Here is a 21,921-nt window from a genome sequence, read left to right as displayed (position 1 = left end):
TTATCTATTCCTGATAGGCACAGAAGTTGTGCGGGAGCAGGCATTCAGTTCTCGATTCGGCTTGGATAGTCTTGGCTACAGCCCAACAAAAATAAAGAGCCACCCATGAAACAGATTCTGACCCTGGCCGCGTCACTCGTCCTGGCCTGTTCCTCGATGGAAAGTATGGCCGCTGTCGATCTCATTCTGCACAACGCCAGGGTGTACACCGCCGAACCCGGCCAGCCCTTGCAGCAGGCCGTCGCGGTCGAAAATGGCAAGGTCTCGGCGGTGGGTTCCGATGCCCAGGTGCTACGGCTCAAACAGCCGGGCACGCGCATTGTCGACCTGGGCGGCAAGGTGCTGATGCCAGGGTTTATCGACTCGCACTCGCACACGGTGAAGGGCGGCCTGCAATTGCGTCAGGCCAATCTGGACGGCGAGTTGCTGGCGCTGGACGAACTGGAAAAACGCCTGCGTCAGTGGCGCGAAGACGGCAAGGCCAAACGCGGTGACATCCTCAGCGTCGGCGGTTTGCCATCGATTTACTGGAGCCAGATCGAGGCGCTTGAGCAGCGCTTCAATCAGGGCGAATGGGCAGACACGCCGATTCTCTTTCTGGGCTGGGACCTGCACACGGGATGGGCCAACCGGGCGATGCTCCAGCGTGCCGGTGTGGATGCCGCGCGGGTCAAGGCGTTGAAGGACGAAGAGCAGGCCACGATCGGGCATCACGACGATGGACGGCCCAATGGCTTCCTGGTCGACGCCGGACTGTATCCGGTGCAGGCCCTGCTGCCACCGCCGACCACCGAGGAATTGATGGCGGGCGCGCGTGCAGCGCTCGACTATTACAAAAGCCTGGGCATCACCGGTTGGATGGACCCCATCGCCAATGAAATTCCCGGCGGCGATGTGAACAATCAGTCGCTGGGGGTGTTGCCGATCTACAAGGCACTGGCCGAACGCGGCGAGCTGACCGCGCATGTGGCCGCATTGCTGATGGCCGATTCGAAAGCCACACCGGCCGATCTCGATGAACTGGACAAGGTCCGCCAGCAGTTTCTCGGCGTGCCCAACCTGACCCTGCCGGGGATCAAGGTGTTTGCCGACGGCGTGGCGGAAGTCCCGGCGCAAAGCGCCGCCATGCTGGAGCCCTACAGGAACTCGAAAAAATCCGGCGAATTGCTGATCGACCCGGCGCACTTCGGCGAACTGGTCAGCGCTGCCGACGCCCGTGGCTGGCTGGTGCACATCCACGCGATTGGCGACCGCGCGGTGCGTGAATCGCTCAACGGCATCGAACAGGCGCGCAAGGATCGACAAAGCGGGATTCCCCACTCCATCACACACCTGCAAATGGTCAACCCGAAGGAATTCGCCCGGTTCAAACCCCTCAACGTGATTGCCTCGATGCAGCTGTATTGGGCCATGGCCGATGAGTCGAGCATGGACCTGGTCAAGCCCTATGTCAGCGCCATGGCCTTCCTGTATTCGTACCCGGCCCGCTCGCTGCTCAAGCACGGCGCGACCATTGCCGGCGCCAGCGACTGGCCGATCACCACGCCGGATCCGTGGAAGGCGATCTACCAGGCAGTCAGCCGCACCGGCCCCAAAGGCGTGCTCAACGCCGCCGAAGACATCGACCGCCAGACCATGTTCCAGGCCTACACCCTCAACGCCGCCCGGACCTTGCGCCTTGAAGAACAGATCGGTTCGCTCAAGCCGGGCAAGCAGGCCGACATGATCGTCCTCGACCGGGATGTCTTCACCGTCAAGCCCGAGGCCCTGCGCGATACCCAAGTACTGCAGTCCTGGTTCGCCGGCCGCGAGATTTTTGCCCTTAAACCCTGAACCCGATCCACCAGAACACACAAACCCTGTGGGAGCGAGCTTGCTCGCGATGACGGTGGGTCAGTCGACATCCATGTTGAATGTGCTGGCCCCATCGCGAGCAAGCTCGCTCCCACAGGTTGATTACCCACGCAAAAAAGGAACACCGCTCGTGAAACTGCATTGCTTCGTCACCGACACCCACAGCCCACAGATCCGAGGCCAGCAAATCGGCGAAACCTGGGCGGCGCAAATCGGCCAGACGGTGGCGCTCTATCTCGACTTTTTCAATCAGGTGGGCGTGGCACCCGAGCAGGTGCGCGCCCTGGGCGAAGCCAGCCTGCAAGCACTCACCGACTGGAGCCCGAGCCTGGCCCAGGAACTGCGAGCCACGGCCGAAGGCGCCGGGATTCCCCTGTGGCAACTGGCGAGCCTGAACGCCCGCACGGAAATCCTCGCGGTGATGCCTGCCTCTCTCGAGGGCGAATGCTCCACGGCGGTCTTCGCGCCGGCGGGGGGCGATGCGCCCAAAACCATCCAGACCTGGGACTGGCACGATTCGCTGGTGCCCCACGGCATGCTGCTGCAACTGACAAACCCTTCCGGCATGACCGTCAAGCTGTTCACCGAGTTCGGCATGCTGGGAAAAATCGGCGTGAACAGCGCCGGCCTCGGGCTGCACTTCAACATCCTCCACCACGCCAGCGACAACGCGGTAGCCGGCGTGCCGGTGCACGCCATTGCCCGACGGATCCTGGAGGAGGCGACCAGCGTTGAAGAGGCCATTGCCCTGGCGCGGTCGGCACGGGTCAGTGCGTCGACCGTCCTGACCGTGTTCTCGAACCATGATACGGCGCCACGGGCGGCGAGCATTGAAATGTCCGCCGCCGGCACCGCTGTGGTCCTGCCCAGCGAAGACGGTTGGATCACCCACACCAATCACTTCCTTGACCCGGTGCTGAGCCTTGGCGAGCGAACGCCGGATGCATCGACCACCTACGCACGCCTGGCCCATGTCAACGCGGCGCGGGTCGAGATGATCCATGGCGACTTGAATCGCCGGGCAGCGGCCATGTGCGGTGACGCCGGCGACGAGGCGCCGATCTGTTTCCATCCGGACCTGAGCATGCCGGCTACCGAGCGCTGGGAAACCCTGCTGACCCTCGGCATCGACAGCGAAAACGCGGTCCTCGAATACGCCGCCGGCAACCCGATGCTGCTGGCCCGCTACGGCTTCCAGCGCTTCTGAAACGACGTCCTCCATAACAACAAAAAGAGCACTCGATATGGCTAGTTACGGTCATTCCCCGGCGGGTTCGCAGTCCGCCCTCAGAACCTTCTTCGTCTCCGGCATGGGCACCGCGCTGGAGTTCTATGACTTCGTCATCTACGGCACGGCGGCGGCGCTGGTGTTTCCCAAGGTGTTCTTCCCGCAGATGGACCCGCTCACCGCCACGCTGTTTGCCTTCGGCGCCTTTGGTGCGGGCTTTTTTGCCCGGCCGCTGGGTGGCATGGTGTTCGGGCACTACGGCGACAGGATCGGCCGGCAGAAAATGCTGGTGATCACCCTGTTGCTGATGGGCTTGAGTACCTTGCTGATCGGCTGCCTGCCGGGCTATTCGTCAATCGGCCTGGCCGCACCGGCACTGCTGGTGTTGTTGCGCTTGATACAAGGCTTCGCCGCCGGTGGTGAGTGGGGCGGGGCGGCGCTGTTCGGCATCGAGTCGGCGCCGCCCGGTCGACGAGGGTTGTGGGGCAGTTTCACCAGCATGGGGATCGGCATCGGCGGCATCCTCGGCGCGGCAGTGTTCGGCATTGTCAGTGTCGCCTCCAACGATAATCTCGCCGATTTCGCCTGGCGCATTCCCTTCTGGCTGGGCGGTGTGCTGGTGTTGATCGGGCTCTATGCGCGGCTGCAAAAACCAGTTGAACAGCGCGTCGAACACAAGACGCCGGTGCGTATGCCACTGATCGCGGCACTGCGGGCACGGCCGAAGGAAATGCTGCTGTGCACCGGGATCGCGTTTGGCTACGTGACCATTGCCTACATCGGCAGCACGTTCTTTTTGTCGTACGCCACGCAGATCGGTTACGGCAGCACCGATGCACTGATCTTCGATTTTTCGCTGTCGGTGGCCATCGTCATCACCGCACCGCTGTTCGCCTTGCTCTCCGACCGGATCGGCCGCCGCAAGGTGATGGTGCTGGGGGCGATCATCATGGCGTTGGGGTTCTTCGGGTTCTTTGCGCTGGTCGGTCTGAAAAGCCTGCTGATTTCGACCCTGGCGTATATCGCCGTCGGTGCCTTCATGGGCGCCACACAAGGACCTATCCCGGCGTTCCTGGCCGAACAATTCCCCAGGGACATGCGCTATTCGGGAATGTCCGCCGCCTACCAGATCGGCGCGGCACTGGGCGGGGGAACCGCGTCGAGCGTAGCCACGGCAATCCTGATTGCCACCGATCACAATCCGTTCGGTGTTGCGATCTACGGCACGCTGGCGTTGGCCATCGTTGCGGTCTGCTCGTTGTTCCTCAAGGAAACCGCGCACTTGAGCATGGCGCAGATCGATGAGGACAGTGGGGCGTCGGTGCCGCGTGGCGTGCAGATAAAGATGGGGTAATCAGAGTCCGTAGGCGCCGGCTTGCTGGCGATGGCGGTGGTGAATGCAATGACGTCATCGCTGGCAAGCCAGCTCCTGCAAGCAGAATCACCGACCTGTTACTTCTTACAGTATCGGCCCGCGCAAAAAAGGCTCACGCTGTCCGCGATCCGAGCGAAGGACAGACGATGCCGTGAACGCTCACCACCACGCTGCGACACCGACGCTGTCGGTCATCGATCCCCGCGCCCTGGCGATTCGCAGCGTGGGTTACTGTCGGCATCCCGACAGCGCCGGGATTGATCCGCGCATCACCCGGCAAGGTTTCGATGCGGCGGGGCGCTTGATCGAGTCCTGGGACCCACGGTTGTGGGGCACCTCGAAGCCGAACCTGACCACGGTCTACGGCTTGAGTGGTCAGCCGTTGCTGACAGACAGCGTCGATGGCGGATGGCAGTTGAGCTTGCTCGATCAGGCGGGTTCGCCCTGTTCGTTCTGGGATGCGCGCGGTAGTCAGCGGCACATTGAATATGACCCTCAGCGGCGTCCTCTCGCGGTGGTGGAGCAGGCGGTAGGAGAGACTGCGCGCGTGGTCGAGCGCTTGACCTACGGAGATTCCGGTCCTGGTTTCGCCGAGCACAACCAGTGCGGGCAGTTGATCCGGCATGACGACCCGGCCGGCAGTCAGATCTATCCCGAGTATGGAATGGCTGCAGGGGTGTTGCAGGAAGAGCGGAGCTTTCTCGCCGACCTTGAAATCCTTGATTGGCCTCTCGAACCCGAGGCCCGCGATGAGTTGCTGGAAACCCGCCCGTTCATCACCCGGCACACCTTCAATCCCACGGGCGACCTACGGCATCAGACCGACGCCATGGGCAATCTGCGCACTTTCGGTTACGACCTCGCGGGCAAACCGAATGAGGCCTGGTTGAAAATGGCCGGGGAGGGGAAGCCGCCAAAACGATTGGTCAGCGCCATCCGCTACAACGCCCTCGATCAGGTCGAAAGCGAAACTGCCGGCAATGGCGTGGTGACCCGTGTCGAATACGCCACGGATGACGGTCGCTTGCTCAGGTTGCAGGCCGCGCTCGGCAATCAAAAGTCGTTGCAGGATCTCAACTATGTCTATGATCCGGTGGGCAACATCGTCGAACTGCAAGACCTGGCCCAACCGGTGACCCATTTCAACAACCAGCGTATCGACCCGATCAACCGCTACCGCTACGACAGCCTGTATCAACTGGTCGAAGCCCAGGGCTGGGAGGTCAGCCAGCCGAGCCATGGCCCGGCCCTGCCAGTACTGCTGCCTACGCCGCTGGACCCCAACCAGCGGCGTAATTACACGCAACGCTTCGAGTACGACCGAGGCGGGAATTTGATCACTCGCCAGCACAGTGATACGCCGAGGTTTTCGATGTTCACCTCGGCGCTGAGTAATCGAAGCCTCGCGCAACGCGGCGACGGTTCCCTGCCGGGAGAGGGTGATATTGCATTGGGTTTCGATGCCTGTGGCAATCAACGGGAGCTGCAGCGCGGCCAAGCCATGGACTGGGATATCCGTAATCAGTTGAGCCGCGTCACGCTGGTCCAACGCGAAACCGAGCCCGACGACTACGAAAGCTACCGCTACGACCGCCCCGGCCATCGCTTGCGCAAAGTCGGATTCACCCAAAGCAGCGGTCGCACCCTGCGCACCGAGGTCCGTTACCTCCCCAATCTGGAAATCCATCGCCAGGCCGATGGTGAAGAACATCACGTCATCAGCATCGAAGCCGGACGCAGCAACGTGCGGGCATTGCACTGGCTCCAGGGTGAGCACAGTGACCAACTGCGTTACAGCCTCAGTGATCACCTCGGCTCCAGCACCCTGGAACTGGACGACGAAGCAGGCGTGCTGACCCGGGAACACTATTACCCCTTTGGTGGCACGGCGTGTTGGGCGGGGAAAAGTGCGTTGGTGGCGCAGTACAAAACCCTTCGTTATTCGGGAAAAGAGCGGGATGCGACGGGGCTTTATTACTACGGTTATCGGTACTACGCCCCGTGGTTGCAGCGCTGGATAAGTCCGGATCCAGCGGGTCCCGTTAATGGGCTCAATATTTTTTGTTTCGTTTCAAACAAGGGTGTCGGTGTTGGCGATGTGGACGGACGATATTATCCTGGTGAAAATGATCAGGTTGAAAAAGAAATTATTCCGAGTGGCTCTGTAATTGTCGCGCGTGGCCTTCATCAATTTTCATCAGCACAATCGAACTACATTAGGTCAGAGATTTCTGCAGTGGTAAGTTTTTTTTCAGAAGCGCAAGAGGCTGTGCGCGCAGGCTATATGGAAAATGCAGATATTTTGCAAGGTTACTTTGGCCCGGAATACAGTTCGGTAATGAGTAAAGTCTTGGAATCCATGAAGCGAGGAGAAGGACTGGCCAGGGAGTACTATGGTCCGCGTGGTAGTGGAAAGTTTGTTGGTTTTAGTGGCGCTAATGAAAGAATTACTGCCAGGGTTCATGCACGGGATTTTTATGGTCGAGTCGCTATAAATTTAAATCCTGTGGGGAATATTGAGCTTCGTGCAGTATTGGGTCATGAGTTTTTGCATCTAAATAAAGTAAGTGGAATGGTAGCTGTTGGGCCGAATGCCTTAGATCATTTTTATTTGAATCAACATGCGCAATGGGCGTTGGGTAGCCGTGTCGAACAGTATGATATTTCGCAGCGGGGCGTATCAGAAGTTATCATGGGTGGAGGATTGACTGTGCAATACCTTAACGCGTTTACGCGTGATCATAGGGGCTTTATTTTCGCAGTCGGAGAATATGTCTCAAATGTGCATCCTGGTATTGAATTTAAAGGGGATTTAGAAGACGCAGTCTCGTTTTTTAATGTTTCTCCGGGGCTTAGAGCGAAAATCGCATCCGAAAACTCGGACAGTATTACATTTGCTTCAATAAGCTTGCACCGGTTAAATCAGGCCAGAGTTGCGGACAGCCAACTCCTCTATGGCTTGCTAAGAAGTTGAGTCTATCCAACTGCTGAGGTTTCGTGTGGAGCGGGTTGGCGTTGGGAGGGTGGCCCGTGTCTATAAAGCGACATCCTCGTTATCTCTCCAACTGGAACACCAACGCCTTCAACCCACACTCAACATCCGCATCCGGAAACTCCGGCGGATTCTCCAGCCGCTGCTCAAACCGCAGCCCCGGCGCCTCACGGGTCACGCCATCGATCAGGAAGTCGGCGCCAAACGCCGGGTCGTTCATGCAGGCCAACACCGTGCCTTCAGGGCTGAGCAATTCCGGCAGGCGGCGCAGCACACGCTGGTAATCCTTGGTCAGCAAGAAACTGCCTTTCTGGAACGACGGCGGGTCGATGATCACCAGGTCGTACGGCCCCTTGCCGATCACCTTGCCCCAGGACTTGAACAGGTCGTGGCCGAGGAACGTGACCTTGCCCAGGTCGTGGCCGTTGAGCCGGTGGTTGTCGCGGCCACGGCTCAGGGCCGGGCTGGACATGTCGAGGTTGACCACGTGACTCGCGCCACCTTCGATGGCCGCTACCGAGAAGCCGCAGGTGTAGGCGAACAGGTTCAGCACTCGCTTGCCCTGTGCATGGGCGCGGACCCAGTCGCGGCCGTAGCGCATGTCGAGGAACAGCCCGGTGTTCTGCTTGCGGCCCAGGTCGACCCGGTATTTCAGGCCGCCCTCGGTGATGGTCATTTCTTCGATGACTTCGCCCTGCAGCCATTCGGTGGTGCTTTGCAGCAGGTAGCGATGTTGCAGCAACAGCGTATGGGCGCCGGATTGCGCCCACTGATCAGACTGGGTGATTGCCATCAGCCGCTGTTTCAGGTCTTCCAGTTGCGCCGCCTCCGGCTCCTTGAACAACGCCACCAGCACTACGCCCTGCAGCCAGTCCACGGTCACTTGTTCCAGCCCCGGCCAGCAGCGGCCACGGCCGTGGAACAGGCGGCGGGTTTCGGCCGGGGCGGCTGCGAGGGCGGCCAGCAGGTGCTGGTCGAGGGTTGCGAGGGCTTCAGGGTTCATCGGGTCGGGTCGGGTCGGTGGCATGGAAAGGGGCGGCATTTAACCATAATTGCGAAAATCCTGTGGGAGCGGGCTTGCTCGCGAAGGCGGTGTGTCAGGCAATACAGATGTCGACTGACACACCGCCTTCGCGAGCAAGCCCGCTCCCACAGGTTCTGCCACAGGTTATCGAGTACGAGTTATCACGTTTAATTTAACTTTACGTGAGGATTTGGCGATCTTCCTGCTCCCATACTCGGCCCCAACGAACAACAACACACGGGAGCCGGACATGTCGCAGTCAACTGCTTCACCCAAGGCCAGTCATCCACGCTGGCTACGCCTGACCCACTGGCTCAACGCCCTGGCGGTGCTGGTGATGGTCACCAGCGGCTGGCGCATCTACAACGCCTCGCCGATCTACGAATTCAGCTTTCCCAAGTCGATCACCCTCGGCGGCTGGCTCGGTGGCGCGCTGCAATGGCATTTCGCGGCGATGTGGTTTCTGGCGATCAACGGCCTGATCTACCTGGCCTTCAACCTGTTCAGCGGGCGCCTGAAGCGGCGCTTCTTCCCGGTTTCGCCCAAGGGCGTGCTGCAGGACCTGTGGGCCGCCTTGCGCGGAAAACTCGCACACGCCGATCTCAGCCATTACAACCAGGTGCAACGCGTCGCCTACCTGTTCGTAATAGTCGACATCACGCTGCTGGTGCTCTCCGGGCTGGTGTTGTGGAAGTCGGTGCAGTTTCCGCTGCTGCGTGAATTGATGTTCGGTTACGAAGGCGCACGCCGTGTGCATTTCTTCGCCATGGCGCTGTTGGTGGCCTTCGTGGCGGTGCATCTGCTGATGGTCGCGCTGGTGCCCAAAACGCTGTTGGCCATGATCGTCGGCCGCAAGGAGCAAGCATGAAAAAGCGCATTCAGATCCCCGGGCTGGACGAGTCCTCGATCCTCACCGACGCCCGCAAGATCCTCGCCCCGCAAATCGAAGACCGCTCGCGCCGCTCGTTCCTGTTGCGCGGCCTGACCCTCGGTGGCGTGGCCATGTTGTCCGGTTGCAACATCACCGACAACGAAAGCGTCGACACCGCGCTGTCCTCCATGTCGCGCTTCAACGACCGGGTACAGGGCTGGCTGTTCAACCCCAACGCCATGGCGCCGACTTATCCAGAATCGATGATCACCCGGCCGTTTCCCTTCAATGCCTTTTACGGCATCGACGAGGCGCCGACGGTGGAGGAGGAGAGCTATCGCCTGGAGGTCAGCGGCCTGGTTGCCGACAAGCGCAGTTGGCGCCTCGAAGAACTGCGTGCCATGGCCCAGACCGAGCAGATCACCCGGCACATATGCGTCGAAGGCTGGAGCGCGATCGGACGGTGGGGCGGCGTGCGCTTCAGCGATTTCCTCAAGCGCATCGGCGCCGACACCGACGCCAAGTACGTCGGCTTCAAATGCGCCGACGACTATTACACCAGCATCGACATGGCCACGGCGCTGCACGCGCAAACCCTGCTGGCGCTGACCTGGGACGGCACGGTGCTGCCGCGCGAATACGGCTTCCCGATGAAGCTGCGCATGCCCACCAAGCTTGGCTACAAGAACCCCAAACACATTCAGGCGATTTTCGTCAGCAACACCTACAGCGGCGGCTACTGGGAAGACCAGGGCTACAACTGGTTCGGTGGCAGCTGACGGATGCCTGGGCATTGCACACAACCACAACCCACGCTCCAAGGAGTTTCATCATGAAAAAGTTGACCACCGTTGTACTGTCCATGTGCCTGGCCGTTGGCGCTGCCTCCGTGTTTGCAGCTGACACCATGAGCAACGACAGCATGAGCAAGGATTCGATGGCCAAGGACGCCATGTCCAAGGATGCGATGAAGAAAGATGCGATGAAGAAGACCGATTCGATGTCCAAAGACGCCATGTCCAAGGACGCGATGAAAAAGGACACCATGTCCAAAGACACCATGAAGAAGGAAACGTCGCAGTAAGCACAAGCAACCCCAAGCCCAGTAGGAGCTGCCGAAGGCTGCGATCTTTTGATTTTGATTTTAAAGATCAAGATCAAAAGATCGCAGCCTTCGGCAGCTCCTACAGGTTTTGTCAGGGTATGACTTGAAGTCATGCCCTCATGACTTTTAATGGTTACAGCCCCGCCAACCCCCGGTGTTAAAAAATCGCAAACCAGCTCATCAACAACAAAAAAGAGCGTTTGCAACCATGACTCATCATCACTGCCGCGTCTTCGCCAGCGATCTGCTGCGCTCTTCGAACCCAGACATCTGCCACGCCCGGCCTCGTGCTGGCGTGCGCTGCTGATCAACCAAAACTCCCTGAAGAGTAACGACTCATGAAAGATCTCGACCTGTACATCGGTGAAGGCTTCGAAGGCCCTGGCGTGAACGCCGCGCACATCAACATCCTGATCGGCCCGCGCAACGGCCCGGCAGGGCAGGCGTTCGCCAACAGCCTGGCGTCGCCAAGCCAGGGCCATTGCCCGTTCATGGTGATCGCCCAGCCGAACATCCCGGTCAAGCCGATGACCCTGTATGTGAACAAGGCCGCGATCGGCAGCGACCTGCACGGCAATGCGACGTGGGGCGCGTCCCAGGCCGGTATCGCCAAGGCCGTTCTGGAAGCGCTGCTCGACGGCACCCTGCCGCCGGAAGCCGAGGACGAGTGGGCCATCGTGACCGCCAACTGGGTCAACCCGGCCTGCGACGACCTCGATGCGGTGTACCTGAACAACTACAACGCCTGCCGCACCGCGATCCGTGCCGCCCTGACCGGCAAGCCGGAAACCGCACAGCTCAAGGATGTGGTCAATCACATCAGCAACCCTTTCTACACGCCGAAAGCCTGAGGTCCGCGCCATGCAATACATTCGTTTGGGCAACTCCGGCCTCGAAGTCTCCCGCCTGTGCCTGGGCACCATGAACATGGGCACCCCGGATTGGAAACCATGGATCTTCGATGAGAAGAAAAGCGAACCGATCGTCAAGCACGCACTGGACCACGGCGTGAACTTCATCGACCTGGCGGACTTCTATTCCGCCGGTGTCGGCGAGGAAGTGGTGGGGCGCATCGTCAAGCGCCTGGCCCGGCGCGAAGACCTGGTGATCACCACCAAGGTCGGCTACGGCACCCGCAGCGGTATCAACGCCAGCGGCCACTCGCGCAAGCACATCATGGACAGCATCGATGCTTCGCTCAAACGCCTGGACATGGATTACGTCGACGTCTTCATGCTGCACTACTTCGACGTCAACACCCCGGTCGAAGAAACCATGAGCGCGATGAACGACATCGTGCGTTCCGGCAAGGCACGCTACATCGGTGTGTCGACCATGCTCACCGGGCAACTGGCAAAAATCCTCATGGCCTGCGAGCGCAATGGCTGGGTCAAGCCGATCAACATGCAACTGCAACTGAACTGCGCCTACCGTGAGGAAGAGCGCGAGATGATTCCGTTCTGCCGCGACCAGGGCCTCGGCGTCTCGGTGTTCAGCCCGTTGGCCCGTGGCCTGCTGACCGGCGACGCGCAGTCGACCCGTAACCAGACGGACTTCTTCACCCAGCAGATGTACAGCGACGAAGCCTCGTTCGAAATCGCCCATTCGGTGCAACGTGTAGCCCGTGCCCGCGGCGTGTCCAACGCGCAAATCGCCCAGGCGTGGGTGGCCAACCACCCGGGCGTGGATTGCATGCTGGTCGGCGCCGACACCACCGAGCAGTTCGACAGTGCCCTGGCGGCCCTGGAGACCAGACTCGATGCCGAAGAGCTGCATGAGCTGGAACGCAACTACACCCCGTGCGATGTGATCAACGATTACACCGCCGGCAAGCGCATCCTGCGTACCGCCCGTCCGGGCCTTGCGCGCTTCAACCTGACCGAGGCCGTGGCATGAACGCATTGATTCGTCACGGCAATTTCATCGATGGCCAATGGTCCAGCGGCGGGCAGACTTACCCGGTGCTGAACCCGGCCAACGGCGAGCTGATCGCCGAGGTGCAAAAGGCCGGCGCTGAAGAGACCCGGTTGGCCATCGACGCGGCCAACCGCGCCTTGCCGGCGTGGCGCAAGTTGACCGCCAAGGAACGCAGCCTGCGCCTCAAGCGCTGGAGCGACTTGATGCTGGGCAACCAGAAGGAACTGGCCACGCTGCTCAGCCGCGAACAGGGCAAGCCATTGGCCGAAGCCATGGGCGAGGTGGTCTATGCCGCGAGCTTCCTGGAGTGGTTCGCTGAAGAAGCCAAGCGTGCCTACGGCGACGTGATCCCGAGCCACAAGGCCGATGCGCGGATCATTGTGGTCAAGGAGGCCATAGGCGTGGTCGCGGCGATCACACCGTGGAATTTCCCCCTGGCCATGGTCACCCGCAAGGTCGGTCCGGCGCTGGCCGCCGGTTGCACCATGATCCTCAAGCCCTCGGAAGAAACTCCGCTGTCGGCCTTTGCCCTGGCGGTACTGGCCGAGCAGGCCGGGATTCCGGCCGGTGTGTTCAACATCGTTTCCGGTGATGCCGTGGCGATCGGTGGCGCGCTGCAAGCCTCGAGCATCGTGCGCAAGCTGTCGTTCACCGGCTCGACCCGCACCGGCAAATTGCTGATGCGCCAGGCCGCCGACACTTTGAAAAAGGTCTCGCTGGAACTGGGTGGCAACGCGCCGTTCATTGTGTTCGACGACGCCGATCTGGACGCGGCGGTCAAGGGCGCGATGGCTTCGAAGTTCCGCAATACCGGGCAGACCTGCGTTTGCGTGAACCGCTTCTTCATTCAGGACGGCGTGTACGAAGCCTTCTCCGGCAAATTCGCCGAAGCCGTTGCAGCCATGCGCGTCGGCAGTGCGTTGGACGGTGAAACCGAACAAGGCCCGCTGATCAACGGCGCCGCACTGGCCAAGGTCGAGCTGCACGTGAGCGATGCGGTGGAGAAGGGCGCCAGGGTCCTGTGCGGCGGTCGTCGTCATGCCCTGGGCGGTACGTTCTACGAGCCGACGATTCTTGCCGAAGCCAGCAGCGACATGCTGATTGCCCAGGATGAAACCTTCGGACCGGTGGCTGCCTGCTTCCGTTTCAAGGATGAAGCCGAGGTGCTGCAAAAGGCCAACGACACGCCATTCGGTTTATCCGCCTACTTCTACAGCCGCGACATCGGCCGGGTCTGGCGCATGGCCGAAGGCCTGGAAGCCGGCATGGTCGGGATCAACGAAGGAATCATTTCCACGGAAGTGGCGCCGTTCGGCGGCATCAAGGAATCGGGCCTGGGTCGCGAGGGTTCGAAGTACGGTCTGGATGACTACCTGGAAATCAAATACCTGTTGATGGGTGGCCTCTAACCCCACGACAGGCCCCCTGTGGGAGCGGGTCCTGTGGCGAGGGGGCTTGCCCCCGTTGGGCCGCGAAGCGCCCCCGGCATTTCCAGCATTCAATCGGATGTTCCGGGTTTACGACTGCTTCGCAGCCGAACGGGGGCAAGCCCCCTCGCCACAAAGGCTCGCTCCCACAATGGGAAACAAGCGTTAACGGTTTCATTTCTCCATCAATAACAACAACTGGAGGCGAACATGTCCGTAACACCGGTAAAAATCGACGACCTGCCCATCGGCCGCTTTCATATCAAGATTGCCGGCCTGACGTTTGGCGCACACTTCACCGACGGCTATATCCTCGGCCTGATCGGTATCGCATTCACCTTGCTGAGCCCGCAGATGCAGCTGGATGCATTCTGGCAGGGCCTGATCGGCGCTTCGGCCCTGATCGGCCTGTTTCTCGGCAGCCTGTTCTTCGGCTGGATTTCCGACAAGGTCGGCCGGCAGAAAATCTTCCTGGTCAGTTTCGTGCTGATCACCCTCGCCTCGGTCATGCAGTTCTATGTCGAGTCGGCCATGGCGCTGTTCCTGTGCCGGGTGCTGATCGGCATCGGCCTGGGCGGTGACTTCAGTGTCGGCCACGCCATGCTCGCCGAGTTCTCGCCAAAGAAGCATCGCGGTGTGTTGCTCGGCTCGTTCAGCGTGATCTGGACCTTCGGCTATGTCGCCGCGACTTTCGTCGGCACCGCCATGCTCAGCCTCGGCGACGACGCCTGGCGCTGGATGCTGGCGTCGTCGGCGATCCCGGCGGCGATGATTCTGATCGCCCGTATCGGCACCCCGGAATCGCCGCGCTGGCTGGTCAATCAGGGCCGCATCGCCGAGGCCAGGGCCATCGTCAGGAAACACCTGGGCGAGCACGTCGAACTCGACGAAACCCCGTCCAGCGAAACCCGTTCCGGCTACGCGGTGCTGTTCAGTCGTGAGTACCGCAAGCGCACGGCGTTCAACTGCCTGTTCTTCGTGTGCATCGTGATGCCGTACTTCGCCATCTACACCTTCCTGCCGTCGATCCTGCAGAAGATGGGCCTGGCCGAGGGCTTCGGCACCGAACTGATGTTGAACATGCTGCTGATCCTCGGCGCACTGATCGGCATCTGGTGCACCATCAAGTTCACCCGACGCGGGTTCCTGATCAACTCGTTCATCATTCTGGCGCTGGCGTTGTTCCTGCTGGCGGTATTGCCGGGCAGCGCGGCGTGGCTGATGGTGATGGTGTTCGGCGTGTTCACCCTGGTGCTGTCGGCGGTGAGCAACCTGGTGGGCGTGTTCCCGGCCGAGAGCTTCCCGACCGAAGTGCGCGCCAGTGGTATCGGCCTGGCCACGGCGGTGAGTCGCCTGGGTTCGGCGATCAGCACTTTCCTGTTGCCGGTGAGTGTGGCGGGGATTGGCTTGAGCCCGACCATGGGCATTCTCGCGGCGATTCTGGCGCTGGGTGCCTTGCTGTCCTGGGCCTGGGCACCGGAGACCAAGTCGCTGACCTTGAGCCAGGCGTGCAAGGCGCAGAGTCCGGTGGAGGAGAGCGTGGTGGTATCGGTGAAAGCCGCAACACCCATCTGACAGATTGACCCCTGTAGGAGCTGCCGCAGGCTGCGATCTTTTGATCTTGTTTTTAAAAAATCAAGATCAAAAGATCGCAGCCTGCGGCAGCTCCTACACCAGTCCCAGCCACTCGGTAAACAACCGCACCTTCGACAAGCCTTGCTTGTCATTCGCCACATCCAGCCAATAGCCATAGGGCCCGACCACTTCCACCGGGGTGATCGGCACCAGGCTGCCATTGGCCAGTTCCTTTTCGATCATCTGCCGGTCGATCACCGCCAGCCCGCCGCCCGCCAGTGCGGTGTGGATCACCTGGTCCAGGGTGCTGAATTCCAGCCCTTGCCCGGCATCGATGTCGTCCCGGCCCACGGCCGCCAGCCAGTTCTCCCAGACCTTCAGGCGCTTGCCGTCGTGCAGTATGTGCAGCAATGGAAACTGCCGCAGGTCCGGTGGCTGCTCGCCATTGAACAACTCCGGACTGGCCACGGCGATGTGCCGTTCCATCACCAGCAACCGACTGCTGCAATGGCTGGCGGCTTCGAGGCCGAAGCGGATATGGCAGTCGATTTCCGCAAGACTCTCGTGGCCCATCTGGTTGGTCACGCTCAGACTGATATCGGGGTAGCGCTGAACGAAGGCGCGCAGGTGAGCGGAAAGCCAGCGTGTGGCCCAGGTTGGCGGTGCGACGATGCGCAGGCGTTGGCGCAGATTGGGCACGCGCACCGCTTGCAGGGCGCGTTCGATGTGGTCGAAGGCTTGCGCCAGGTGCGGGGAGAGGGCGGTGCCGGTTTCGGTCAGGGTCAGGCCCTGGGGCGTGCGGACGAACAGCGCCACGCCAAGGTAGTCTTCCAGTTGTTTGATCTGCCGGCTGACGGCGCCCTGGGTGACGTTCAGTTCCAGGGCTGCCTGGCTGAAACTGCGATGCCGCGCGACCTCTTCGAAGACGCGCAGCATGTTGAGCGAGGGCAGTTGACGCATGGGAGGGGAACTCCGCGAAGGGCAGGTTTATTGTTTTGTTGGAATTTGCGGCCTATCTGACTATTCGAGATGGATTGATGCAAGTGTTGGTGGGTGAAGCGAAAAGATCGCAGCCTGCGGCAGCTCCTACAGGAGATTGCGTACCCCTGTAGGAGCTGCCGCAGGCTGCGATCTTTTCAGCGCTTAGAAGTAATACCCGATGTTCATGTACAACTGGTTTTCCCACTGATCCGTCCCGCCAGCCCCCAGGCTTTGGGTGTAGCTGCTGCCACCAATGTACGGATCGTTCTTGCCGAAGATCCATTCCGTGGCGATCCACAATTTGCTGAACGAGAACGAAGTACCGAGGATTGCCCGCTCGGAGGTCTTGAAGTCATCGGCGGATTTGTCGAAGGCGCTGTAGTTGGCGTAGAGCTTGACCCCGCTGATCTGGTCGAACAGGTACTTGCCGGCCACGTCATAGCTGAGGTCCGCCACGTACAGGTTGCCGCGGCTGGCGACGTTGTAGGTGCCGTCGTAACCGCCGAAAGTCACCAGTTCATCGGTGCCGGGGTTGCGTGGAGACATCTGCTGGCGCGCTGCCTGCAACTGCACGCCCCAGGGGCCGTTCTTGCCCAGGTAGTGCAGTGCGACGGCATTGCGCCGGCCGTCATTGTCGGTGTCGCGGTTTTGAATGCTCGACGTCAGGCCGGAAAGACCGACCTCGGATTTCCATGGCCCCAGGTCCAGCGCCCTGGCCACGCGCAGCACCACGGTGTGGCGTTCCTGGTTGTCGCTGCCGTCGGTCACGTAGCTGTCGGCTTCCGACACCACGCTGGAGTAGGTGACGCCGTTGCTGGTGCCTTTGCCTTGCCAGGCCGGACGCAGGTAGTAACCGGCCTGGACGTTCCAGTCGCCGCTTTGCTGGATGTACTTGGCGCCGACCTGCTGCACGTCTTCCAGGCCGATGACGTTGCCCAGGGTTTCGTAGAAGGTGCTGCCGAAGTACGGCTGCAATCCGAACGGCACCGAGTTCAGGCCCACTTGCACCTGCTGGTCGGGGTTGAACTTGTAGCCGGCCCACGCGTACTTGGCGAACTGGATGTCGCCGTAGTTCCTGGTGTACTGGTAGGGATAGGAACGGCCGTAGAAACGGTACTGGGCCTCACCGATCCAGGTGTCGGAGTTGTACTTGGCGCTGAGGAATACGGTGTCGAGGCCGAATTTCTGGATGTCGCGGTCCGGGTCGTAGTCCCAGCGGGCCCGCACCGCGCCGCCGAGGTCCAGGTTGTCGGTGACTTGCACGGCCATGGCCGGGGCCGCAAAGGTGCAGAGTAGAGCGAGGTACAAAGGACTGAAGCGCAGGGACACAGGGAAGGGCATGTGGCAGCTCTCGGTTATTTTTATTTGAGATGCCGGCCAGTCTTGCGATCTGAGCTGCGATGAACAAACGATTAAAAATCCGCTGAAACCTTCATCTAACGCATGTTACTGAAAAAATCCTGTAGGACAATGCGTCGCCGCCATGGGATCCTTGCGCCCTGTCACTGGTCCTTGAGAGCCTTTCATGAAACGCAAAATGCCCGGCCTGAATGCGCTCAAAGCGTTCGAAGTGGCCGGTAGCACAGGCAGCTTCACCCGCGCCGCCGAACTGCTCAACGTCACCCAGAGCGCGGTCAGTCGCCAGGTGCGGCAGCTGGAAGAGCAACTGGGCGAAAACCTGCTGGAGCGCCGTCACCATCACCTTGAACTGACCAGTGCCGGCCGGGTTCTGCTGCGGGCATTGCACCAATCCTTCGACAAGATCGAGCTGACGGTGCGCAGCATCCAGCAGAAATCCCATGCCAACCGCCTGCACATCAACGCGCCGCCGACCTTCACCAACCGCTGGCTGATGCCGCGCCTGGGGCGCCTGCGCGAGAAGCATCCAGAGATGGAATTGAGCATCACCACGCGCCTGCAGGACAGCCTGGCGGAAACCAGCACGCTGGACTGCGCGATCCGGTTCGGCAACGGCGAATGGGATGGCCTGGACAGCTCGTTACTTTTCAAGGAGCGGCACATCGCGGTGTGCGCGCCATCGCTGTATGCGCGGGAGTGGAGCGAGCAGGGCATCGACCTCAATCGCCTGACGCTGCTGCATGTTCTGGCCCGGGAAGACCAGCGCTACCTGACCTGGAAACACTGGCTGGACGCGGCACGCATCCAGGGCGTCGATACTCAGGGCGGATATGAATTCGACCTGCTCGACCTGGCGATCCGCGCGGCCATCGATGGCCTGGGCATCACCATCGCCGACTGGCACATGGTCGCGCCGGAGCTGGCCAGCGGGCAACTGACCCAGGTGCTTAACGTGCATGTCGAAGGCCATCAGTCGTATTGGCTGGTGACCCGGCCGGAACAGTCGCTGGCGCAGTTGCAGGTGTTCAGCCAGTGGTTGCAGGAAGAAATCTGGCTGGCGCAAAGGCAGCTCGAACCCTCCACCGCCGTCACCTGAACCCCCAACCCCTTCTGTAGGAGCTGCCGCAGGCTGCGATCTTTTGATCTTGCTTTTAAAGATCAAGATCAAAAGATCGCAGCCTGCGGCAGCTCCTACAGGGTAACCTGCATTTTTCGAATGTTTCACCGCTCAATAAATCGTTTGTTCAACCCGGTCTGCATGACAAGACTGGCGGTATTGAAAAAAACAACGATGGGCGATGCACATGCGACTCGAGCGAAACTTTGTTAACGGCCACTTCATTGAACCGGCCAGCGATGCGCTGATCGCGGTCTACAACCCGGCGACCGAAGCGCTGCTGGGCCACGTATCGGCGGCTACGTCCGGCGAAGCCACGGCGGCGGTCGAAGCGGCCCAGGCTGCACAAAAGATCTGGGGCATGCTCACCAGCATCGAGCGCGCCGACTACCTGCGTGCCTTTGCCGATGCCCTTGAAGCCAACGCACAAAACATCGGTGAGGCGCTCGCCGCCGAGTCCGGCAAAAGCGTGAGCGATGCCAGCAACGAAGCCCGTTACGCAGCGCAGATCACCCGTTATCACGCCGAATGGGCGCGCCGCATCGAAGGCGAGATCATTCCCAGCGATTCGCCCAACGAAAACCTCTTTCTGCACCGCGAGCCGATTGGCGTGGTCGCCTGCCTGATCCCGTTCAATTACCCGGTCTACACCCTGCTGCGCAAGATTGCTCCGGCGCTGATCGCCGGCAACACCGTGGTCGTACGCCCGAGCAACAACACGCCGACCTCGGCCTTCGAAATCGCCAAGGCTGTACAGCAATCCGGCATGCCGGCGGGCGTGATCAATATCCTGACCATGGATCACGCCACCGCCGCCACGGTTTGCACCCACAAAGCCGTGGGCCTGATCACCCTCACCGGCAGCGTCAACGCCGGGCGCATCGTGCTCGATTACTGCAAGGCCAACATCGCCAAGCCGTCCCTGGAGCTGGGCGGCAAGACCCCGGCGATCATCGAAGCCGACGCCGACCTCGAAGCCGCCGCCACTGCAATCGTCGCCTCCAAGACCACCCACTGTGGCCAGTTGTGCACGGCGGTGGAGCGGGTCTATGTGCAGGAAAGCGTCTACGACCAATTCCTCGGTCTGTTGAAAGAGAAAATCAGTGCCGTGAAATTCGGCAACCGCGCCACCGATGCCAGCCTGATGGGGCCACTGGTCAACGCCAGTTCGCAGCAGAACATCCATGCCATGGTCGAGCGCGCCGTCGCCGACGGCGCAGTACTGGAAACCGGCGGCGTGCTGCCTGAAGGCAAGGGCCATTTCTATCCGCCGACCCTGCTCAGTGGCTGCCGCCAGGACATGGAAATCATCCAGGAAGAAATCTTCGGCCCGGTGCTGCCAGTGCTCAAGTACCGCGACATCGACGAAGCCCTGGCCATGGCCAACGACCACCAGTTCGGTCTGTCGTCGGTGCTGTACACCGAGAACTACCGCACCGCGCAGAAAGTCGCCAACGCCATCGAAGCCGGCGAACTGTACGTCAATCGCACCCCGGCCGACCCGTACCAGGGCTTCCACGCCGGCTGGAAACGTTCGGGCCTGGGCGGTGATGACGGCAAGCACGGCATGCTCGAATTCACCCAGACCCGTCTGGTGGTCATGAAGTACTAGGACGGTAGTCACAGCTGCGAGCTGCAAGCTTCAAGCTGCAAGTAAAAGCAAACGGTGACTGGCTCTGGCTTGCCGCTTATAGCTTGAAACTTGCAGCTGCTTCACACCTATAAAAACAATTATTCGAGCGCCCGGACCACCGGGTGCCAGAGGTCTACTCAATGTCCAAGCCTGCAACCACTGTTGCCGCTGTTCAGGGTTCGAACGCGGGTTCAAAAAGTCAAAGCGACAAGGGAAGTCGTTATTTCCAACTGATGCTGTTGGTGCTCGCCGCTGGTGCGATCTATCCGATCCTGTACCTGCGCCAGGTCTACCAGACCACCATGCTCGAAGTGTTCCAGATCAGCCACAGCGAGCTCGGTTATCTGTACTCGATGCTCGGGACGATTTTCCTCCTCAGTTACCTGCCGAGCGGCTGGTTGGCCGACCGCATTGCCCCGCGTTTCCTGATTTTCTTCTCGCTGGTGGCCACCGGCGCCCTGGGCCTGTGGTATTCCACCGCGCCGTCGATGACCGGTTTGATGATCATCTTCGGTTGCTGGGGCCTGACCACGGGTTTGACCTTCTGGGCCTCGGTGCTCAAGCGGGTGAAGATGATTGCTCATCACACCGAGCAGGGTCGATTCTTCGGCATCCTCGACGGCGGTCGCGGTCTGGTGGAAGCCCTGCTGGCAACCGTCGCCCTGGCGCTGTTCGCCTTCGCCACCGAAACCCGTGGCGAGTCGGTGGCCGAAGGCTTCAAGCACGTGGTCTACCTGTATTCCTTCACCTGTATCGCCATCGGCTGCGTGCTGGTGCTGATCAAGGACCCGAAGGCCATGGAAGACACGCCGGCGGTGGAGAAGGGCAAATTCAACCTGCTCAGCGACCTGACCACCTTGGTGAAAATTCCTGAACTGTGGCTGGTCACCGCCATTGTGTTCTGCGGTTACCACATCTTCTGGGCCACCTACAGTTTCTCCGATTACCTGCAGGGCGGCGGCATGACCGCGGTCATGGCCGGCACCATCACCACCATCAAGCTGTGGATGCGCCCCATCGGCGGCATCGGCGGTGGTTGGCTGGGTGACAAGTTCTCCAACATTTCGGTACTGGTCGTCGCGTTGTTCCTCGCTTCCCTGGCGATGATCGGCCTGATCGTGTTCCCGGCCCTCAACAGCCTCGGCCTGCTGATCGGCACGGTGATTTTCATCGGCCTGATGACCTACGCCATTCGCGGGCTGTACTGGGCGATCCTGGACACCTGCAACATTCCGCTGCGCATCACCGGCCTGGCCATCGGCATTGTCTCGGTGGTGGGTTACCTGCCGGATGCCTTCATTCCCTTGATCAACGGCTACCTCACCGAGCACTTCCCCGGAGCCTTTGGCTACAAGCTGTATTTCGGCTACATCGCGTTCGTCGGCCTGCTCGGGACCCTGGCGGCCCTAACGCTGCGTGCGCGCATCAATCGTAAATCCATGAATAAGAAGACAGGTGCCTGA

17 protein-coding genes are annotated in these 21,921 nt (G+C 60.8%); 14 read left to right on the top strand and 3 right to left on the bottom strand.

Features of this window, described 5'->3' with window-relative positions:
- Positions 1-105: 105 nt before the first annotated feature.
- The 4 genes from ACEN83_RS19675 to ACEN83_RS19660 all read left to right on the top strand — a co-directional run bounded on the left by ACEN83_RS19675 (position 106) and on the right by ACEN83_RS19660 (position 7,431).
- Positions 106-1,833: an amidohydrolase gene (locus ACEN83_RS19675; protein ID WP_495578157.1), complete on the top strand. Its 1,728-nt coding sequence runs from the start codon at positions 106-108 to the stop codon at positions 1,831-1,833.
- A 151-nt stretch (positions 1,834-1,984) separates the two neighbouring features.
- The gene (locus tag ACEN83_RS19670) at positions 1,985-3,061 is read left to right on the top strand and encodes a C45 family autoproteolytic acyltransferase/hydrolase (RefSeq protein ID WP_495578156.1); all 1,077 of its coding nucleotides are present in this window, start codon (positions 1,985-1,987) and stop codon (positions 3,059-3,061) included.
- Positions 3,062-3,098: 37 nt separating this feature from the next.
- Positions 3,099-4,436 carry an MFS transporter gene (locus ACEN83_RS19665; protein ID WP_495578155.1) on the top strand — a complete coding sequence of 446 codons (1,338 nt, stop codon included), beginning with the start codon at positions 3,099-3,101 and terminating at the stop codon, positions 4,434-4,436.
- Positions 4,437-4,608: 172 nt separating this feature from the next.
- Positions 4,609-7,431, top strand: coding sequence for an RHS repeat domain-containing protein (locus ACEN83_RS19660; protein WP_495578154.1), 2,823 nt, complete (start codon positions 4,609-4,611; stop codon positions 7,429-7,431).
- Between the two features lie 79 nt (positions 7,432-7,510).
- Here ACEN83_RS19660 and ACEN83_RS19655 read toward each other — a convergent pair whose 3' ends face one another.
- Entirely contained in the window at positions 7,511-8,452 is a 942-nt protein-coding gene (locus ACEN83_RS19655) for a class I SAM-dependent methyltransferase (protein WP_495578153.1), read from the bottom strand.
- Between the two features lie 271 nt (positions 8,453-8,723).
- Here ACEN83_RS19655 and ACEN83_RS19650 point away from each other — a divergent pair, with 271 nt between their 5' ends.
- The 7 genes from ACEN83_RS19650 (at position 8,724) to ACEN83_RS19620 (ending at position 15,368) form a co-directional block, all read left to right on the top strand.
- Positions 8,724-9,341 carry a cytochrome b/b6 domain-containing protein gene (locus ACEN83_RS19650; protein ID WP_495578152.1) on the top strand — a complete coding sequence of 206 codons (618 nt, stop codon included), beginning with the start codon at positions 8,724-8,726 and terminating at the stop codon, positions 9,339-9,341.
- Complete coding sequence (locus ACEN83_RS19645) at positions 9,338-10,123, top strand: molybdopterin-dependent oxidoreductase (protein WP_218483664.1); 786 nt, start codon at positions 9,338-9,340, stop codon at positions 10,121-10,123. Before ACEN83_RS19650 ends, ACEN83_RS19645 begins: the two co-directional genes overlap by 4 nt.
- 53 nt (positions 10,124-10,176) lie before the next feature.
- Positions 10,177-10,428, top strand: a complete 252-nt coding sequence (locus tag ACEN83_RS19640) for a pentapeptide MXKDX repeat protein (protein WP_495578151.1) — start codon at positions 10,177-10,179, stop codon at positions 10,426-10,428.
- Positions 10,429-10,787: 359 nt separating this feature from the next.
- On the top strand, positions 10,788-11,300 hold the full coding sequence (gene fae / locus ACEN83_RS19635; protein WP_495578150.1) for a formaldehyde-activating enzyme: 513 nt from the start codon (positions 10,788-10,790) through the stop codon (positions 11,298-11,300).
- 10 nt (positions 11,301-11,310) lie between these two features.
- Entirely contained in the window at positions 11,311-12,345 is a 1,035-nt protein-coding gene (locus ACEN83_RS19630; RefSeq protein WP_495578149.1) for an aldo/keto reductase, read from the top strand.
- Positions 12,342-13,775, top strand: coding sequence for an NAD-dependent succinate-semialdehyde dehydrogenase (locus tag ACEN83_RS19625; protein ID WP_495578148.1), 1,434 nt, complete (start codon positions 12,342-12,344; stop codon positions 13,773-13,775). Before ACEN83_RS19630 ends, ACEN83_RS19625 begins: the two co-directional genes overlap by 4 nt.
- A 228-nt stretch (positions 13,776-14,003) precedes the next feature.
- Complete coding sequence (locus ACEN83_RS19620; RefSeq protein WP_495578147.1) at positions 14,004-15,368, top strand: MFS transporter; 1,365 nt, start codon at positions 14,004-14,006, stop codon at positions 15,366-15,368.
- A 93-nt stretch (positions 15,369-15,461) separates the two neighbouring features.
- On the opposite strand, the gene ACEN83_RS19615 is transcribed toward ACEN83_RS19620, so the two are convergent.
- Positions 15,462-16,328: a LysR substrate-binding domain-containing protein gene (locus ACEN83_RS19615; RefSeq protein WP_495578146.1), complete on the bottom strand. Its 867-nt coding sequence runs from the start codon at positions 16,326-16,328 to the stop codon at positions 15,462-15,464.
- A gap of 183 nt (positions 16,329-16,511) precedes the next feature.
- A complete protein-coding gene (locus ACEN83_RS19610) occupies positions 16,512-17,690 on the bottom strand; it encodes a hypothetical protein (protein ID WP_495578145.1) in 1,179 nt (392 codons plus the stop codon).
- 184 nt (positions 17,691-17,874) lie between these two features.
- Between ACEN83_RS19610 and ACEN83_RS19605 the strand changes: the two genes are divergently transcribed.
- The 3 genes from ACEN83_RS19605 to ACEN83_RS19595 all read left to right on the top strand — a co-directional run bounded on the left by ACEN83_RS19605 (position 17,875) and on the right by ACEN83_RS19595 (position 21,921).
- Entirely contained in the window at positions 17,875-18,804 is a 930-nt protein-coding gene (locus tag ACEN83_RS19605) for a LysR substrate-binding domain-containing protein (RefSeq protein WP_495578144.1), read from the top strand.
- A gap of 208 nt (positions 18,805-19,012) precedes the next feature.
- Positions 19,013-20,437, top strand: coding sequence for an aldehyde dehydrogenase (aldA, locus tag ACEN83_RS19600; protein WP_495578143.1), 1,425 nt, complete (start codon positions 19,013-19,015; stop codon positions 20,435-20,437).
- Between the two features lie 161 nt (positions 20,438-20,598).
- On the top strand, positions 20,599-21,921 hold the full coding sequence (locus ACEN83_RS19595) for an MFS transporter (protein WP_495578142.1): 1,323 nt from the start codon (positions 20,599-20,601) through the stop codon (positions 21,919-21,921).

The organism is Pseudomonas sp. Pseusp49, assembly GCF_059491875.1.
The sequence above is the reverse complement of the archived record's forward strand: the minus strand, read 5'-3'. Positions and strand labels throughout refer to the sequence as shown.

Excerpts from the sequence above, each read along its gene's own strand:
- ACEN83_RS19620 (WP_495578147.1), top strand. The coding sequence starts at position 14,004 with ATGTCCGTAACACCGGTAAAAATCGACGACCTGCCCATCGGCCGCTTT.
- ACEN83_RS19675 (WP_495578157.1), top strand. The coding sequence starts at position 106 with ATGAAACAGATTCTGACCCTGGCCGCGTCACTCGTCCTGGCCTGTTCC.
- ACEN83_RS19625 (WP_495578148.1), top strand. The coding sequence starts at position 12,342 with ATGAACGCATTGATTCGTCACGGCAATTTCATCGATGGCCAATGGTCC.
- aldA (WP_495578143.1), top strand. The coding sequence starts at position 19,013 with ATGCGACTCGAGCGAAACTTTGTTAACGGCCACTTCATTGAACCGGCC.
- ACEN83_RS19665 (WP_495578155.1), top strand. The coding sequence starts at position 3,099 with ATGGCTAGTTACGGTCATTCCCCGGCGGGTTCGCAGTCCGCCCTCAGA.
- fae (WP_495578150.1), top strand. The coding sequence starts at position 10,788 with ATGAAAGATCTCGACCTGTACATCGGTGAAGGCTTCGAAGGCCCTGGC.
- ACEN83_RS19610 (WP_495578145.1), bottom strand. The coding sequence starts at position 17,690 with ATGCCCTTCCCTGTGTCCCTGCGCTTCAGTCCTTTGTACCTCGCTCTA.
- ACEN83_RS19630 (WP_495578149.1), top strand. The coding sequence starts at position 11,311 with ATGCAATACATTCGTTTGGGCAACTCCGGCCTCGAAGTCTCCCGCCTG.
- ACEN83_RS19615 (WP_495578146.1), bottom strand. The coding sequence starts at position 16,328 with ATGCGTCAACTGCCCTCGCTCAACATGCTGCGCGTCTTCGAAGAGGTC.
- ACEN83_RS19595 (WP_495578142.1), top strand. The coding sequence starts at position 20,599 with ATGTCCAAGCCTGCAACCACTGTTGCCGCTGTTCAGGGTTCGAACGCG.
- ACEN83_RS19605 (WP_495578144.1), top strand. The coding sequence starts at position 17,875 with ATGAAACGCAAAATGCCCGGCCTGAATGCGCTCAAAGCGTTCGAAGTG.
- ACEN83_RS19650 (WP_495578152.1), top strand. The coding sequence starts at position 8,724 with ATGTCGCAGTCAACTGCTTCACCCAAGGCCAGTCATCCACGCTGGCTA.
- ACEN83_RS19645 (WP_218483664.1), top strand. The coding sequence starts at position 9,338 with ATGAAAAAGCGCATTCAGATCCCCGGGCTGGACGAGTCCTCGATCCTC.
- ACEN83_RS19640 (WP_495578151.1), top strand. The coding sequence starts at position 10,177 with ATGAAAAAGTTGACCACCGTTGTACTGTCCATGTGCCTGGCCGTTGGC.
- ACEN83_RS19655 (WP_495578153.1), bottom strand. The coding sequence starts at position 8,452 with ATGAACCCTGAAGCCCTCGCAACCCTCGACCAGCACCTGCTGGCCGCC.